At 70.4% G+C, this 14,276-nt stretch carries 12 protein-coding genes; 2 read left to right on the top strand and 10 right to left on the bottom strand.

Features of this window, described 5'->3' with window-relative positions:
• Positions 1 to 13: 13 nt before the first annotated feature.
• From ABT304_RS04320 to ABT304_RS04330, 3 genes are read right to left on the bottom strand one after another with little or no spacing between them, the layout of a single operon-like run.
• Positions 14 to 1,513 (bottom strand): aldehyde dehydrogenase family protein, encoded by a 1,500-nt coding sequence (locus ABT304_RS04320; RefSeq protein ID WP_350713490.1) that lies wholly within the window; start codon positions 1,511 to 1,513, stop codon positions 14 to 16.
• Entirely contained in the window at positions 1,510 to 2,694 is a 1,185-nt protein-coding gene (locus ABT304_RS04325) for an MFS transporter (RefSeq protein ID WP_350713491.1), read from the bottom strand. The genes ABT304_RS04320 and ABT304_RS04325 overlap by 4 nt, the downstream gene beginning before the upstream one ends.
• On the bottom strand, positions 2,691 to 3,899 hold the full coding sequence (locus ABT304_RS04330; protein WP_350713492.1) for an amino acid deaminase/aldolase: 1,209 nt from the start codon (positions 3,897 to 3,899) through the stop codon (positions 2,691 to 2,693). The genes ABT304_RS04325 and ABT304_RS04330 overlap by 4 nt, the downstream gene beginning before the upstream one ends.
• Positions 3,900 to 4,008: 109 nt before the next feature.
• Here ABT304_RS04330 and ABT304_RS04335 point away from each other — a divergent pair, with 109 nt between their 5' ends.
• Positions 4,009 to 5,343: a D-arabinono-1,4-lactone oxidase gene (locus tag ABT304_RS04335; protein ID WP_350713493.1), complete on the top strand. Its 1,335-nt coding sequence runs from the start codon at positions 4,009 to 4,011 to the stop codon at positions 5,341 to 5,343.
• A 19-nt stretch (positions 5,344 to 5,362) separates the two neighbouring features.
• On the opposite strand, the gene ABT304_RS04340 is transcribed toward ABT304_RS04335, so the two are convergent.
• The 6 genes from ABT304_RS04340 to ABT304_RS04365 are packed head-to-tail and all read right to left on the bottom strand — an operon-like array spanning position 5,363 to position 11,878.
• The gene (locus ABT304_RS04340) at positions 5,363 to 5,842 is read right to left on the bottom strand and encodes an SRPBCC family protein (protein ID WP_350713494.1); all 480 of its coding nucleotides are present in this window, start codon (positions 5,840 to 5,842) and stop codon (positions 5,363 to 5,365) included.
• Entirely contained in the window at positions 5,839 to 7,230 is a 1,392-nt protein-coding gene (locus ABT304_RS04345) for a flavin monoamine oxidase family protein (protein WP_350713495.1), read from the bottom strand. Before ABT304_RS04345 ends, ABT304_RS04340 begins: the two co-directional genes overlap by 4 nt.
• Positions 7,231 to 7,233: 3 nt before the next feature.
• Complete coding sequence (locus ABT304_RS04350) at positions 7,234 to 8,178, bottom strand: carbohydrate kinase family protein (protein ID WP_350713496.1); 945 nt, start codon at positions 8,176 to 8,178, stop codon at positions 7,234 to 7,236.
• The gene (locus ABT304_RS04355; protein WP_350713497.1) at positions 8,175 to 8,852 is read right to left on the bottom strand and encodes a class II aldolase/adducin family protein; all 678 of its coding nucleotides are present in this window, start codon (positions 8,850 to 8,852) and stop codon (positions 8,175 to 8,177) included. The genes ABT304_RS04350 and ABT304_RS04355 overlap by 4 nt, the downstream gene beginning before the upstream one ends.
• A gap of 9 nt (positions 8,853 to 8,861) precedes the next feature.
• Positions 8,862 to 9,803: a sphingomyelin phosphodiesterase gene (gene sph / locus ABT304_RS04360; RefSeq protein ID WP_350713498.1), complete on the bottom strand. Its 942-nt coding sequence runs from the start codon at positions 9,801 to 9,803 to the stop codon at positions 8,862 to 8,864.
• Positions 9,800 to 11,878, bottom strand: a complete 2,079-nt coding sequence (locus ABT304_RS04365) for a neutral/alkaline ceramidase (RefSeq protein ID WP_350713499.1) — start codon at positions 11,876 to 11,878, stop codon at positions 9,800 to 9,802. Before ABT304_RS04365 ends, sph begins: the two co-directional genes overlap by 4 nt.
• Positions 11,879 to 12,194: 316 nt before the next feature.
• Between ABT304_RS04365 and ABT304_RS04370 the strand changes: the two genes are divergently transcribed.
• Positions 12,195 to 13,463, top strand: coding sequence for a lytic transglycosylase domain-containing protein (locus ABT304_RS04370; RefSeq protein WP_350713500.1), 1,269 nt, complete (start codon positions 12,195 to 12,197; stop codon positions 13,461 to 13,463).
• Positions 13,464 to 13,520: 57 nt separating this feature from the next.
• Here ABT304_RS04370 and ABT304_RS04375 read toward each other — a convergent pair whose 3' ends face one another.
• Positions 13,521 to 14,240 carry a TetR/AcrR family transcriptional regulator gene (locus tag ABT304_RS04375; RefSeq protein ID WP_350713501.1) on the bottom strand — a complete coding sequence of 240 codons (720 nt, stop codon included), beginning with the start codon at positions 14,238 to 14,240 and terminating at the stop codon, positions 13,521 to 13,523.
• Positions 14,241 to 14,276 lie beyond the last annotated feature (36 nt).

The raw sequence follows: 14,276 nt of genomic DNA on the forward strand, positions 1-14,276 counted from the left end.
CGACGTTGGGGGCTCAGTCCTTCGTGTTGCGAGGGTGGCCGTAGAGCGTCCTGATGAGCCGGGTGAGCGTCCGGAAGTTCGTGGCCTTGAACGGCATGCCGTGGAGCTCGTTCTTCATGCCGAAGCGGGTCACCAGGATCGACTGCCGCTTGGTGAACTTCCGGATGCCGTCCCGCCCGTGCCGGGCGCCGAGACCGGAGTCCTTCCACCCGCCCATCGGCAGCTCGAGAGCGAAGTAGTTGGCCAGCGCGTCGTTGACGGTGACGGTGCCTGCCTGGAGCTCGCGCGCGATGCGCTGCCCCTTGGCGAGGTCCTTGGTGTAGACCGCTGCCTGCAGGCCGTACGCCGAGTCGTTGGCCAGCCGCACGGCCTCGGCCGCGTCGGCGACCTTCATGATCGGCAGTGTCGGACCGAACGTCTCCTCGCGCATGCACGCCATGTCCTGGTCGACATCGACCAGCAGCGTCGGCTCGAAGAACCGCCCCTCGCCCTCGCGTACGCCTCCTCCGGTGAGGGCCTTCGCACCGCCGGCCACCGCGTCCTCGACATGCCGGGTGACGGTGTCGAGCTGCGGCGGGAAGGTCAGCGACCCCGACTCCGAGGTGCCGAAGCCGGTCGACTCGCCCACGCGCAGCGACTCGAAGCGCTCGGTCATCAGGGCCACGAACTCGTCGTAGACCGGCGCCTCGACGTACACACGCTCCGAGGAGGTGCAGGTCTGGCCGGAGTTGTGCATCGCGCTGAAGAGCGTCACGTTCGCAGCACGCTCGAGATCGGCATCGGCCAGCACGATCACCGGGTCCTTGCCGCCGAGCTCGAGGCTGCACGGGATCAGCCGCTCGCCGCAGCGCCCGGCGACCTTCTTCCCGGTCCGGGTGGAGCCGGTGAACATCACCGCATCCACGTGCTCCACGAGCGCCGCACCCGCCGCCCCGGTCCCGGTCGCGATGCTGAAGACGCCGTCGGGCAGCCCGATCTCGTGGGCCATCTCGGCCATCAGCACCGACGTGAGCGGAGTGATCTCCGACGGTTTGAGCACGGCGGTGTTGCCGGCCGCGAGCGCCGGGATCACGTCACCGAAGTTGTTGAGGAGCGGGTTGTTCCACGGCCCGATCACGCCGACGACGCCCACTGGCTGGTAGCGGACGACCAGCTTGCGCCCGAGCACGAACGGCGACCGGCTGGTGATCTTCTCGTCGGCGAGATACTCCGAGGCGTGCTTGGCCCAGAACGCGCTCGCGACGGCGCCGTACATCACCTCGATGTTGGCCTCGTCGAGCGACTTGCCGTTCTCGGCGTGGATCGTCTCGGCGATCCGGTCGGCGTTGTCCAGGAACCACTTCTGCATGCGGCGCAGGTAGCGGCCGCGGCCGGCGTACCCGAGGCCCGCCCAGGCGGGCTGCGCGGCCCTGGCGGTGGCGACGAGCGCCTCGACCTCGACCGGACCGAGGTCGGGAACGCTCTGGATCGTCTTGCCTGTCGACGGGTTCTCGACCTCGATGACAGCACTCATGCCTTGCTCCTTACCTGGGGGGCGAACCGGGAGGCCATCAGCAGCAGGACCGGGCTCAGCAGCAACGGCAGCACGAACATCGCGCGGTGGCCGACCTGCTCGGCGACGGTGGCGATGGCGACGGCGGCCACGAGGTAGCCGACGTAGTTGGACACGTTGACCCGGGCGACGGCCTGACCGCCACCGTCGGCGTCGAGGTGGCCGGCCGCGACGAAGGACAGCGGCGGGATCATCGCCAGGCCGGCGCCGAGCAGGCCGAAGCCCACGATCGCGACCCACACCGACGGCGCGGCGACGACCAGCGCCATCGAGACGATCGCGACGAGCCCGCTGATGCGCACGGTCCGCACCGGCCCGATGCGGCGTACGACCTTGTCACCGACCAGCCGGGTGAGCAGCAGCACGGCCTGGTACGCCGTGAACGCCAGGGCCGCCGCGCTCTGCGTCGACGACAGCCCGTCGACCAGGTAGATGCCACCCCAGGCCGAGATCGACGAGTCGAGGAACCACATCACGAAGGTGGGTACAGCGAGCAGCAGGACCGGCAGCCACGGCACCTGCGGTGCGTGCGGCGCGTGGTCACCGGCGTCGACATGGCCGTCGATGGGGTCGACCACCAGCAGGTCGCCCAGCAGCGCGGCGTTGAGCACGAGCCCGACCGCGCAGACGATCGCGAACGACAGCAGGAGCGACCAGCCCAGCTCCAGGGTCAGCGCCGCGTAGCCGCCGCCGATGACCGCGCCGAGGCTCCACATACCGTGGAAGCCGACCATGATGCTGCGGCCGTAGAGGTCCTCGATGCCGACGCCCTGCATGTTCATGGCCGCATCGATCTGGCCGACGAAGAGCCCGTACGCACACACCGCGACGACCAGGCCCGCAACGCTGTCCGGGATGGCGACCAGCAGTGTCGCCACCGACGCGCCGACCAACGCGGCCCTGAGGACCCGGGCGCTGCCGAAGCGCGCGGCGGCGTACCCCGTGATGACGCTGCCGACGGCCGACGCGATCGCCACGCCACCCAACAGCAGGAGGATCTGGTAGTCGCTCAGGTCGTGCTCGGCCTTGATCGTGGGCAGCCGGGTGATCAGGGACGCGAAGGTGAAACCCTGGATCCCGAAGGCCGCGAAACAGGCCCGGCGGGCCACCCGGGGCGGCGCGGTGGTGACGGTCGTGGTCACAGGAACGTCCTTCCTTCTCCGCGGTAGGTCGGGACGGTGTCGACGACGCTGCCGCCGTCGACGAGCACCAGCTCGTCGACGTGCTCGCAGAGCTCGCCGGCCTTGGTGTGCCGGAACCACACCCGGTCGCCGATCCCGAGCCGGGCGGCCGCAGCACCGGTCAGCGGCGTCTGTACCTCGCCCGCCCCCTCGGACGGCACCAGACGCAGGCCGCGCGGCCACACCGGGATCGGGAGCCGGTCCTTGCCGGCGGCCCCGGAGGCGATCCAGCCACCGCCGAGAACCGTCGCGTGGCGCGGTGAGGGGCGGCGTACGACCGACAGGACGAAGTACGCCGCGGGCTGGGGGTGGAAGCGGGTGTAGTGGTCGAACTGGTGCGGAGCGAGCAGCCCCGAACCGGCCGCCACCTCGGTCACGGCGTCCTCGGCGACGGTCGTCTCGATGCTGCCGGTGCCGCCGCCGTTGACGAACTCCAGCGGCGCCACGCGGCGCACAGCGGCCACAGCGGCGGCCCGTCGTTCGGCCAGCTCGTCGACGGACCTCCGCTGCAGCGCCCGGACGACGTGCTTGGACAGGCCCGGCTGGTTGTCGCCCATCCCCGCGATCTGGCCTTCGTACGCCATCACGCCGACGAGCTCGCAGCGCGGGTGCGCCACGACGGCCCGGGCGAGCGCGGCCGCCTGCTCGGGCGCGTGCACGGGCGAGCGCCGGGCGCCGAGGTGCACTCGGCCGGAGGCCAGGCGGAGCGAGGCGTCGAGCTCGATGCAGATCCGGATCCGCGGACCGCTGGCGCCGGCCGCGGCGGCGATCAGCTCCAGATGCTCGACGCTGTCGATCATCAAAGTCACCCGAGAGGCCAGCAGGTCGTCGTCGGCGAGCCGCCGGATGGCGGCCGTGTCCGCGGTCGGGTAGCCGACCACGACGTCCTCGACCTCACGCGCGAGCCAGAGAGCTTCGGGCAGGGTGTAGGCGAGCACGCCTTGGAAGCCCGGCATCGCCAGGGTGCTCCGCATCAGGGCACGGCAGCGCACGGACTTGCTCGCGACGCGGATCGGTGTGCCGCCGGCACGGCGAACCAGGTCGGCCGCGTTGGTGCGCAGCGCGGCCACGTCCACCACGGCGTACGGCGTGGGGAGGTCGGCGGTGGCGGCTTCGAGGTCGTCGAAGGAGGCACGTACGCGCGTCGGGACGGTGAGATCCAGCATTCGTCGAGCATGGACCGACCACCGAATTAGGTCAAGTGTCCAAGACTATTGACCTTTGCTGTGACCTGGGTCATCCTGAGGCCCGACTGCCCACAGAAGGGACCCACGCATGAGCACTCGATGGCGCAACTGGTCCGGCACCGAAGAGGTGACCCCGGCACGCGTGGCCACGCCCGCGACGACCGATGAGGTCGCGGCCGCGGTGACGGCTGCCGTCGCCGACGGCCTGACCGTGCGCGCAATCGGATCCGGGCACTCCTTCACCGGCGCGGCCGTCGCGCCCGGGCTGCAGCTCCGGCCGGACCGGCTGGACGGCGTGCTCGCCGTCGACGCGGACTCGGGCCTGGTCACCGTCGGGGCCGGACTCCCGCTGCACCGGCTCAACCCGATCCTCGCCCAGCACGGTCTGGCGATGGAGATCCTCGGCGACATCGACCGGCAGACCGTCGCCGGCGCGGTCTCGACCGGCACCCACGGCAGCGGCGAGAGGTTTCGGAGCATCTCCAACCAGATCCGCGCGCTCGAGCTGGTGCTCGCCGACGGCTCGGTCGTGACGTGCTCACGCGAGGAGCGGCCGGAGCTCTTCGAGGCCGCACGGGTGTCGATCGGATCCCTCGGCGTCATCACCACGGTCACCCTCCAGTGCGTGCCGCTCTACGCCCTGCGCGCGGTCGACGCGCCGATGCCGCTCGACGAGACCCTCGACGGGCTCGACGAGCTGGTGGCGGGCAACGACCACTTCGAGTTCTTCTGGTTCCCGCACACCACCACCGCGCTGACACGCCGTTTCGAGCGGCTTCCGGGCGATGTGGAGCTCAACCCGATGAGCACGCTCGCCCGAACGATCGACGACAAGATCGTCACCAACATCGGCTTCGAGGCGCTGCTGCGCCTCGGCACCCGATTCCCCGGCCTGGTACCCGGGATCACCCGGTTCGTGACCCGCGCGGTGTCGTCCCGGGACTTCACCGACCTGGCCCCGAACGTGTTCGCCTCCCACCGCGATGTGCGCTTCCGCGAAGGTGAGTACGCCGTCCCGCGGGCGGCGGTCGCAGACGTGCTCCGCGAGCTCCGGCGGTGGGTCGACACCCATGACGAGAAGGTGTCGTTCCCGCTCGAGGTCCGCTTCGTGAGGAGCGACGACATCTGGCTCTCGCCGGCCTACGACCGCGACGTCGCGTACGTCGCCTTCCACCAGTACCACCGGATGCCCCACGAGCGCTGGTTCTCCGTCTGCGAGGACATCCTCGGCGCCGCCGACGGGCGTCCGCACTGGGGCAAGATTCACCGGCTCACCGCGGCCGACCTCGCCGAGCGATACCCGCGATTCGGCGACTTCACCGCGCTGCGCGACGAGCTCGACCCGACCGGCGTCTTCGCCAATCCGTACGTCGACCGGGTCCTCGGCCTCACCAAGCACCAAGCGTCGCCGATCCGGCACTGATCCTTTGACGCTCGGGCGATCAGTCCGTGCCCTCGGCGACGATCAGGTCCTCCAGGTTGCGCATCGACTGCTGGAACGCCTTCCGCAACCCGGGCCGGGTGACCTTGTCGATCACCGCGCCGAGCGGGCCGAGACCGACGCGGTAACGGACGGCGTACGTCATCTCGGTGCCGGCATTGTCGACACCGTCGACAGCGACCGGCCGGAACCGGAAGACGTTGGTCATCTCGTGCAGCGGCGCGAAGCCCTCACCGGTGTCGATGCGGGTCGTCAGCGGCTCGATCTCCCGGACCGTCCAGGTCGACCGCGTGGACAGCGGTCCGATGGTGCGGTTGCGTTCAGCGTAGGTGCGGCCGACCTCGGCCTCGCCGTGATGGTCGGTCACCTCGAAGACGCCGTCCACCCACTCGGCGTACCGGTTCGTCGCCGACACCACCTGCCAGACCCGCTCCACGGGGACGGCCAGCACAGCGGTCTCGCTCAGCTCGGTCATGCTCATCTCTCAGTTCCTTCCAGTACGTCGATCACGGCGGCCGCGGCGTCGCGGCCGGAGCGGACGGCGCCGTCCATGTAGCCGTTCCAGTAGTCGGAGTGCTCCGCGCCGGCCCAGTGCACGAGCCCGAAGGGCCGGTCCCGCCAGGCGCCGAGCGCGGTGAGCACGCCGGGCGCCAGGACCGAGGTCGGCCCACCCCGGGTCCACTCCTCGCTCGACCAGTCCTGCTCGAAGTAGTCGCGAGGGCGCAGCGCCTCCCGCCCGACTACCTGAGCGAAGGTGCGCAGCACGGCGGCCCGGCGTTCGCGGGGCGGCCGGTGCGCCAGCGACCGCCAGGCACGGCCACCGAGGAACCCCATCAGCACACCGGGTCCGCCGCTCGGCGGGGTGTTGTCGAACATCGAGCAGATCGCGGAGTCGGGCGAGCGGAACGTGGCCTGGCCGGAGAGCCCGTCCGCGCGCCAGAACGGCTCGTCGAACACCGCCTCACACTTCATCAGGTTGCCCATCGGCATCCGGTCGAAGAGAGCCGCCTGCGGCGCGGGCAGCAACGGCGACCACGAGATCTTGCCGGCGAGCGGGGGCGGGACGGCCACGATCGCGTGCCCGGCCTGCCACACCCCCGCGTCGGTACGCAGCTTCACGGTGCGGCCGTTCTGCTCGACCGCGCGCACCGCAGCGTTCGGCACCACCCGGTCCCCGAGCTGTTCGGCCATCGCCAGCGAGACCGCCTGCGAGCCACCGGCGAAGCGATCCTGCTGGGCTCCGCCCTCCACCCCGATCCCCCGGGCGATCGAGCCGGGGTTGTCCTCGTCGCCCATCCCGGCGACGTAGTGGAGGCTGAACAGGGCCGAGGCATCCGCCGCGGTGCCGCCGTAGGCCGAGCCGAAGAAGATGTTGACCAGGTCGACGCCGGCGGCGCTGACCGTGGTGTCGCGGATCCACGAGTCGAAGGTGACCGCGTCCAGCCGCGCGGCGTTGCGTGCCCGCCATGGGGCGCCCAACGGGATCCGCCGGGCGAGCCGGTCGATACGAGCCATCGTCACCGCGACGTCCGCCAGGGCCGTCGGGTCCGGAGGTACGTCGCCTGCGTAGCGCTTGGCGCGGCCGCCGCGGACGTAGACCGCCTCGCCCTCGGAGTACGCCGGGAACGTCTTGACGTCCAGCTCGGCAGCGAGCCCGAGGATGTGGTTCTGGGTCGGCCCGACGAACTGCCCGCCGGCCTCCACGACCTGGCCGTCGCCGAGGTCGTGGTTGAGGGTGCGACCGCCCACCCGGTCGCGCGCCTCGAGCACGACGACGCTGCGGCCCGCGGCCACCAGGGCACGAGCGGCGGTCAGCCCGGCCAGGCCGGCGCCGACGATCGCCACGTCGACCCGAGCTGGGCGCGGCACTGCTCAGACCTCCTTGAGCGCCGCGTCGGCGGCGAATCTCTCGACCGAGGCGAGGTCGAAGCTGCCGAAGTCGGAGCCGAGCCCGCCGGCGACCTGGGCGGCGGTCGCGCAGCCCAGCGCGGCCGCCTCGGCGGGCGTCCGGCCCAGCGCGAGACCCCGGATGTAGCCCGCCGAGAACGCGTCACCGCAACCCGTGGTGTCCACGACCTCGATGTCGTACGCCGGCACCCGGACCGTCTCGTCCGCGGTCACCACGACCGCGCCCCGGGCGCCGGCCGTCACGGCCACGCAGCTGGCACCGGCCTCGACCAGCGCGCGGCAGGCCGCCTCCAGGTCGGCGGCACCGGTCCAGCCGAGGGCCTGCTCGTCGTTGACCAGCAGGTGGTCGACATAGGGGAACGCGGCCGCGATCCACTCGAACATGCCCGGGTCGCCAGGCGCGAGGGAGTCGAGCGACGTGGTCACGCCGTTGTCGCGCGCGTGGGCGAGGATCTTCGCGGCCGCGTCGCCGCCCATGAACTCCGGGCCCCCGAGGTGCAGGTGGTCCGCCGCGGCGATCACGTCCAGCGGCGCGTCGTCGGCACCGTAGGCGCCGTTGGCCCCGATCACGTGGAACGCCGGCCGCGACCCGTCGGGGCGGATCGGGAGCACGCTCGCGGAGGTCTGGTGGTCCTCGTGGCGTACCAGGTGCTCGGTGTCCACGCCGTCGCGGCGCAGCAGCGAGAGCAGCTGGTCACCGACCGCGTCGGTGCCGATGGCGCCCGCGCTGAGCACGGTCGCGCCGAGCTTGGAGAGCACCAGCGCGGTGCCACCAGCGGGGCCGGCCGCGGTGACCCGGATCTCGTCGACCAGCTGGCCGGCCTGTCCTTCGGGGATCGACTCGACGTGGCGTACCAGTGTGTCGAGCACGTGCGCGCCGAGGGTGACGACGGTGGGGGAAGTGGTCACGAGTTCTCCTGTGATGAGGGGCGGGTGGTGCCGTAGCTGCGGGTCAGGGCGGCATGGATCACCGCGGCCTGTTGGTCTTCGTCGAGGACGCGCGGGGTGCCGATGGCGGCGGCTCGCCAGTAGACGGTGCAGCCCCACTCCAGGAGCAGGGCCAGCTCGACCGCCTTGGCCAGGTCGGCCGCATGAGTGATCGCCCCGTGGTTGGCCATGAGCGCGCCGCCGCGGCCCTCGAGAGCCTCGATGACCAGCTCGGCGAGCTCCGGCGTGCCGAAGGTCGCGTACGGAGCCACGCGGACCGTGCCGCCAAGTGCCAGCAGACCGTAGTGAACGCACGGCAGCTCGGTCAGGACGCACGACAGCGCGGTGGCCATCGGAGCGTGCGTGTGGACGATCGCGCCCGTCTCCCGGCGTCGGTAGAGCCCGAGGTGCAGGTCGACCTCGGAGGTCGGCGCGAGCTCACCCGCGACGACCTGCCCGTCGAGGTCGAGGACGGTCACCTGGTCTGCGGTCATCGTGGCGAACGACGCCCCGGTCGCGGTGATCGCGACCAGGTCACCGGAGCGGACGCTGACGTTGCCCGCCGTACCGATGACGAGCCCTTCGGCCGCCAACGCCCGGCAGGCATCGGCGACCGCCTCCCGCTCGGCGGCCAGAGGGTTCGACGTGACGGTCATCGGAGCTCCTCAGCTGCCTGCGACGGGGTAGTGGTCGGAGTAGTCGGTGTAGGTCGTCCCGGCGTACGCCCAGGGCGGCGAGGTGGGCGTGAGCACCGTGTTGGTCCACGTCCGCGGACGTACGTGGCCGCGGCGATGCAGCACGTAGTCGAGGTGCTCCTGCCCGCCCGTGGCGAGCGGGTTCGTCGTCGGGTCCCAGCTGAACGGGTGCCCGGCGTACGAGGTCGGGGCGACGGTGTCGGTGGCCGCGAGCAGGTCGGCGTACTCGGGCGAGGCCTTGTCGACGTTGAGGTCGCCGGCCAGGATGACCTGTTCCTCGGCCGGGATCGCCAGGCCGTCCAGGAACTCGTCGATCGCCGCGAACTGCTCGGCGCGGACGGCGGCCCCGCCACCGAAGCAGAGCGGGTCCTCCGCCTGGACGTGGGTGCCGACGACGTGGACGGGAGTGCCGTCGACATCCAGCCGCACGTAGACGAAGCCCTTGTTGGAGAGCGCGTCGGCGCCGCACCCACCGCTGTAGACGTACTGGATCTTGTGGGTGATCGGCCACTTGCTCAGGATCGTCACGCCGCCGTCCTCGGGGGTCAGCCAGGAGTAGGCGCCGAGGGTCTCGTCCCAGCCCGACCTCGAGCGCCCGAGCACCGGCGTCTGGTGGGGATACTGCGCTGCGAGCCGGCTCTTGAGGGTCTCCGACGGACCGTTGTCGAAGGCCTCGTCGAAGACGACCACGTCATGGCCCTTCACGTAGTCGGCCTTCGCGATCAGCTCTGCCCGGGTGGCGTTGGCCTTGCCACCGATGATCGGCGGCAGCATCTGCACGTTGTGCGTGAGCACACGCACGCGCGGCGTGGCGGCCGCCGTGTCGGGCGCGGCGGTGGCGGTCCCCGGGAGCGCGAGCCCCGACGCCGCCAGCAGAGCGACGCCCAGCACCCGACCCGCGACCCGGCTCACGAGCTGACCCCGAAGACAGGCGAGGTGCCGGTGAACGGCGAGACGGTCCCGAGCAGGTTGCGCGCATCGCCGAAGTAGCGGATGCGGTAGCTCCCTGACGCGGTGCCAGGTGGGACGTCCCACGTGATCGTCACCTTGGAGGCCGCGATGCCGTCGCGCGCCCAGCGGAACTTCGTCGACCAGTCGCCGTCGTCGGCGACGCGCTGCCAGGTCGTACCGACCTTGCGCTCGACGGCCAGGTAGCTGCCGCCGAGATGGAGGTCGTTGTTGGGGTGCGCCCCGGCGAAGACCACGCTGACCTGCTGCCCGGGACGGTAGATCGAGCCCGGCGCAGTCAGCACGTCGCCGAACCTCCGGCCGATCTGTGGCGCATCGACGAGCACGGCGCCACTGGGCGACGGCATCTGCCAGACGCTGCGGTCGGCCTCCTTCTCCCCCTGCGGTACGTCGACCCCGGCGCGCATCGCCGCGCCGAGGTCGGAGGCCACCTGCATGAACGCCGGCAGCTCATAGCGACCGAACAGGGTGCTCGCACCCTCGTACTCCTTGGAGTCGTACTCCTCCGGGGTCGTCAGGTAGTGCGCGTAGGCGTTGGCGTAGCCCTGGACCAGGACGTTCTCGAGATCGGTGCCGACGGCCTCGGCGACGGCCCGTCGGATCCGCAGACCCGACACGACGGTGACCTCTGCCGGCATCCCGACCAGGTAGAAGTCGCCGATCTTCATCAGCTGCACCGGCAGCTTCTGCTGCACCAGGTCGAGGTCGCCGACGGGGAGCAGCACCTCCTTGGGCGCCTGGCAGGCCTTCAGCTCGGGCGACGCGGTGTAGAGCGCGTCGGCGATCAGTCCGACCAGCGGGTTGCCGCCGTCCTTGCCCTCCTTGAAGATCGGCAGTCCGCCACCGCCGTCCTCGGTGCTGCCGGCGGCGAAGGAGGCGCCGAGCGCGGCCGAGCAGGTGGTGTGCGGCTTGCCGTCGGGGGTGAACTCCGGCCGTACGGCGACCTCGGAGAAGTCGACGTACACGATGCGCGAGTCGATGCCGCCCTCGAGCGACCGCTTGTCGGACCCGAGTCCCTCGCGGGCCGCGTCGAGCATCCGGGTGCCGATGATGCGGGTGTTCTCGAACTCGTCCTTGGTCGGGCCGTCGGTCGGCTGCAGGTTGAGGTTGGGCGACATGTCGCCGGCGTTGGACTGAGCGAACGACGCCACGAAGTCGGGGTCGGTGTCGTCGATGTAGTCGACGCCGCGCACCTGCCGCTCCCAGGCGTACTCCGCGTAGCCCTTGTTGTCGGGGCTGATCAGCGTGTTGTTCGTCGACATGCTCGTGGCGTGGACGGGGAACCAGTTGATGACCCCGTCGAGACTGGTCGACCCGTCTGGGGCCTTGCGGCGTACCTGAAGCGTGGTGCTGCGGGTGTCGGCGCCATTGGGGAAGTACGCCTTGTCGGCCTCCGGGTTGCGGTCGAACGCCTGCTTGGAGCGGTTGACGTTGGCATTGGTGAGCTGGCTGGTCGAGAGGCTGAGGTCCGCGGGCGCGAGGTCGGCGTCAGCGCGTGCGATCGCGGCGACGATGCCGTCGACGAGCGCCCGGAAGGTCTTCTCGTGGTAGCCGAGCGTCGTGATGTTGTAGAGATTGTGGTGCGAGAACCCGCCCGGGCCGGCGTGGGTGTGGGTCGCGGTGAGCATGACGTTGCGCTCGCTGTAGCGGTCGCCGTACCGCTGCTCGAGCTTGGTGAGGACGGCGTCGCGCACACCCTGGAAGATCATCCCGACGTCGGCCACGACGTGGACCACGCGCTCACCGCTCGCCGCGTCGGCGATCACGAAGGCGCGGGCGCGCTGACGCATGTGGATGCCGGTGGTGCTCTGCGCGAGGTCGGCGTACCCCATCATGCCGTTCTCCCCCGGCTCGCCGGTGACGTCGGCGATCCCGCGGCCGACGAGGTACGCCGACTCGGGCGCGGCGCTCGCACTCTTCATCGCCGATCCGGGCGACGGCCCGAACAGGAGTCCGGTGGCGACGACTGAGGCGACGAGCAGGCGGACACACATCGTGGTGGAACGCTGGTGGCGCATTCGATCGGATCCTCTCGAGGAGTTCCACCCGGCCCTCCCGTGGCCCGGGCAGTGTGATGAGGATTACCTCTTTCACTCGATCGGTCAATCGTCCTGGACACTTGACCCACATATTGGGACCAAAATATTTCGGAGACGGGTTCGGCGTCATGAACTGGAGCTTTCATCCGTCTCACAGGCGTCTCGTTTAGTGGAACGCTATGTTCACGTAAAACGTGACGCGCGTAACTTTGACGTGAGACGGTTCGTTTGAACGTTGCATGAGGGAGCACGACCTCCGTACGTTTTCAGTGCGGTGATCACCAGGGGAGATTCGATGTCCGCTTCGCGCTACAGCCGCCTTCAGAAGGCGACCGCGCTCGTTCCGCTCGCGCTGCTGAGCGCGGCCTGGACGGTCAACGTCACCGGTCTGACGCAGTCGAGTGCCACCGCATCAGGGCCCAGATACGACGACGCGTTCAGCCTGCCCGACGGGACGTCGGTCCCGACCGAGGCGATCGAGGCGCCGGCCAGCGTGTCGGCCTCGACCAACGAGGGCGACAAGTCGCTGCCCGGGACGGCCAGCGCCGCCGGGATCCCGTCCGCCGCGCTCGCCGCCTATCAGCGCGCGGCCACCGTCATCAACGCTGCCGACGCCGCCTGCAAGATCGACTGGCCGCTGATCGCCGCGATCGGGCGGGTCGAGTCCAACCACGGTCGCGCCAACGACAACCGGCTCAGTGCCGAGGGCGTCTCCACGCCCGGCATCTACGGGGTGCCGCTCAACGGCAAGGGCAACGTCTCCCAGATCACCGACACCGACGGTGGGCAGTACGACGGTGACACCAGCTATGACCGCGCGGTCGGCCCGATGCAGTTCATCCCCTCCACCTGGGCGATGGTCGGCGTGGACGCCGACGGCGACGGCAAGCGCAACCCCCAGGACATCAACGACGCCGCCCTCGCCTCCGCCGTCTACCTCTGCTCCGGCGACGACGACCTCTCCACCGACCAGGGCGCGCGGGCAGCGGTCTTCCGCTACAACCACAGCCAGTCGTACGTCACGACCGTGCTCGGTGTCGCCGAGGCCTACCGCTCCGGCGACTTCACCTCGATCCCGAACAGCACGGTCCCGGTCGACTACGCGATCCCGCGGATGGAGGCTCCCAAGTCTTCGAAGCAGAAGGACCGCGAGTTCCGAGCAGGCGGCCAGCAGGCCGGCCCGCGCGGCGGCTCCTCGCAGTCTCCCTCCAGCCCCTCCAGCGAGGCTCCTTCCGGGGAGACTCCCGGCGGGAGCACCGGTGGAGGCACCGGCGGCGGTGGCGGCGGTGCCACCGAAGGTCCTGCGGAGACGGTGACCAAGCCGCTCGAGGAGACTGTCGAGACGATCGTCGCCACGCCCTCTCAGATTCTTTCCGCGTGCCAGCGTGAGCTGGCGAAGTACCCGCTCCTGAGCGCGAGCCAGTCCGGCCAGGCGCTGACCCAGTGCGTGAACGCCATGGCCGGCAAGACGATCGAGCAGGTCAACGCAACCATCGGCAACGTGCTCACGCTGATCCTCAAGGGCATCCTCGGCGGCCTGTTCGGCGCCCTCACCGGCAACTGATCCGACACGACGAAGGGCCCCGCCGGATGGCGGGGCCCTTCTCATGTCCGGAGCGCCTCAGGCGGCGGGCTCGTCGTCCTCGTACTCGGTGACGAAGGCGCGCCCGAGCTCGCGGACGGCATCCAGCGAGGACGCGTCGGCCAGCAAGGAGCTGAGGTGGTAGTCGGCGACCGACTCGGCCAAGGCGTCGGGGCTCGCCACAGCCTTTTCGTCGTCGCGCCGGCCGTGCCAGAGCCGGTGCTGGGCGCCTTCGTTGAGCGAGAGCAGCATCAGCGCGGTGGCGGCGGGGTCGGTCTGACGCAGCTCACCGCTGTCGACACCCAGCTCGAGGAGCTGGGCGGCCGCGTCACGCAGCTTGTCGCCGTCCTCCTCGAAGCCGGCGAAGACCTGCGGCTGCGCCAGGGCGGCCACCTCCAGCTCGTAGAAGTCGAGCGGGGCGGTGCACAGCTGACGGACGTCGGTGTAGAGGAAGGCGTAGAGCCGCGGAGCGGCCGGGCCGTCCTCCTCGAGAAGCTTCTCCGCGAGCGTGAGCGACTCGCGGTTCTTCTCCATCAAGGCGGAGAGGATCTCTTCCTTGGATTTGTAGTAGTAGTACATCGAGGACTGGCGCAGTCCGACGCACTCGGCGATCTGGCTGATCGTCGTCGCCGCAACCCCTTGAGCGGTGAAGAGGCGGGACGCCTCTTTGAGAATCTCTTCCCGCGGGTTCGCCGAATTCCGTCCACTGTTGCGCGGCCGACCGGTGCGCTTTGTGCTGCCCAACTCTCGATTGGTCACAGGCTCGAGTCTACTCTCAGGATATGTTCCACGTCA

This window comes from Nocardioides sp. NPDC000445 (genome assembly GCF_040300245.1).
Taxonomy (GTDB): Bacteria; Actinomycetota; Actinomycetes; order Propionibacteriales; family Nocardioidaceae; genus Nocardioides.

Coding starts and splice junctions, on each gene's coding strand:
- ABT304_RS04365 (WP_350713499.1), bottom strand. CDS start 11,878: ATGCGCCACCAGCGTTCCACCACGATGTGTGTCCGCCTGCTCGTCGCC.
- ABT304_RS04370 (WP_350713500.1), top strand. CDS start 12,195: ATGTCCGCTTCGCGCTACAGCCGCCTTCAGAAGGCGACCGCGCTCGTT.
- ABT304_RS04330 (WP_350713492.1), bottom strand. CDS start 3,899: ATGCTGGATCTCACCGTCCCGACGCGCGTACGTGCCTCCTTCGACGAC.
- ABT304_RS04355 (WP_350713497.1), bottom strand. CDS start 8,852: ATGACCGTCACGTCGAACCCTCTGGCCGCCGAGCGGGAGGCGGTCGCC.
- ABT304_RS04340 (WP_350713494.1), bottom strand. CDS start 5,842: ATGAGCATGACCGAGCTGAGCGAGACCGCTGTGCTGGCCGTCCCCGTG.
- ABT304_RS04320 (WP_350713490.1), bottom strand. CDS start 1,513: ATGAGTGCTGTCATCGAGGTCGAGAACCCGTCGACAGGCAAGACGATC.
- ABT304_RS04335 (WP_350713493.1), top strand. CDS start 4,009: ATGAGCACTCGATGGCGCAACTGGTCCGGCACCGAAGAGGTGACCCCG.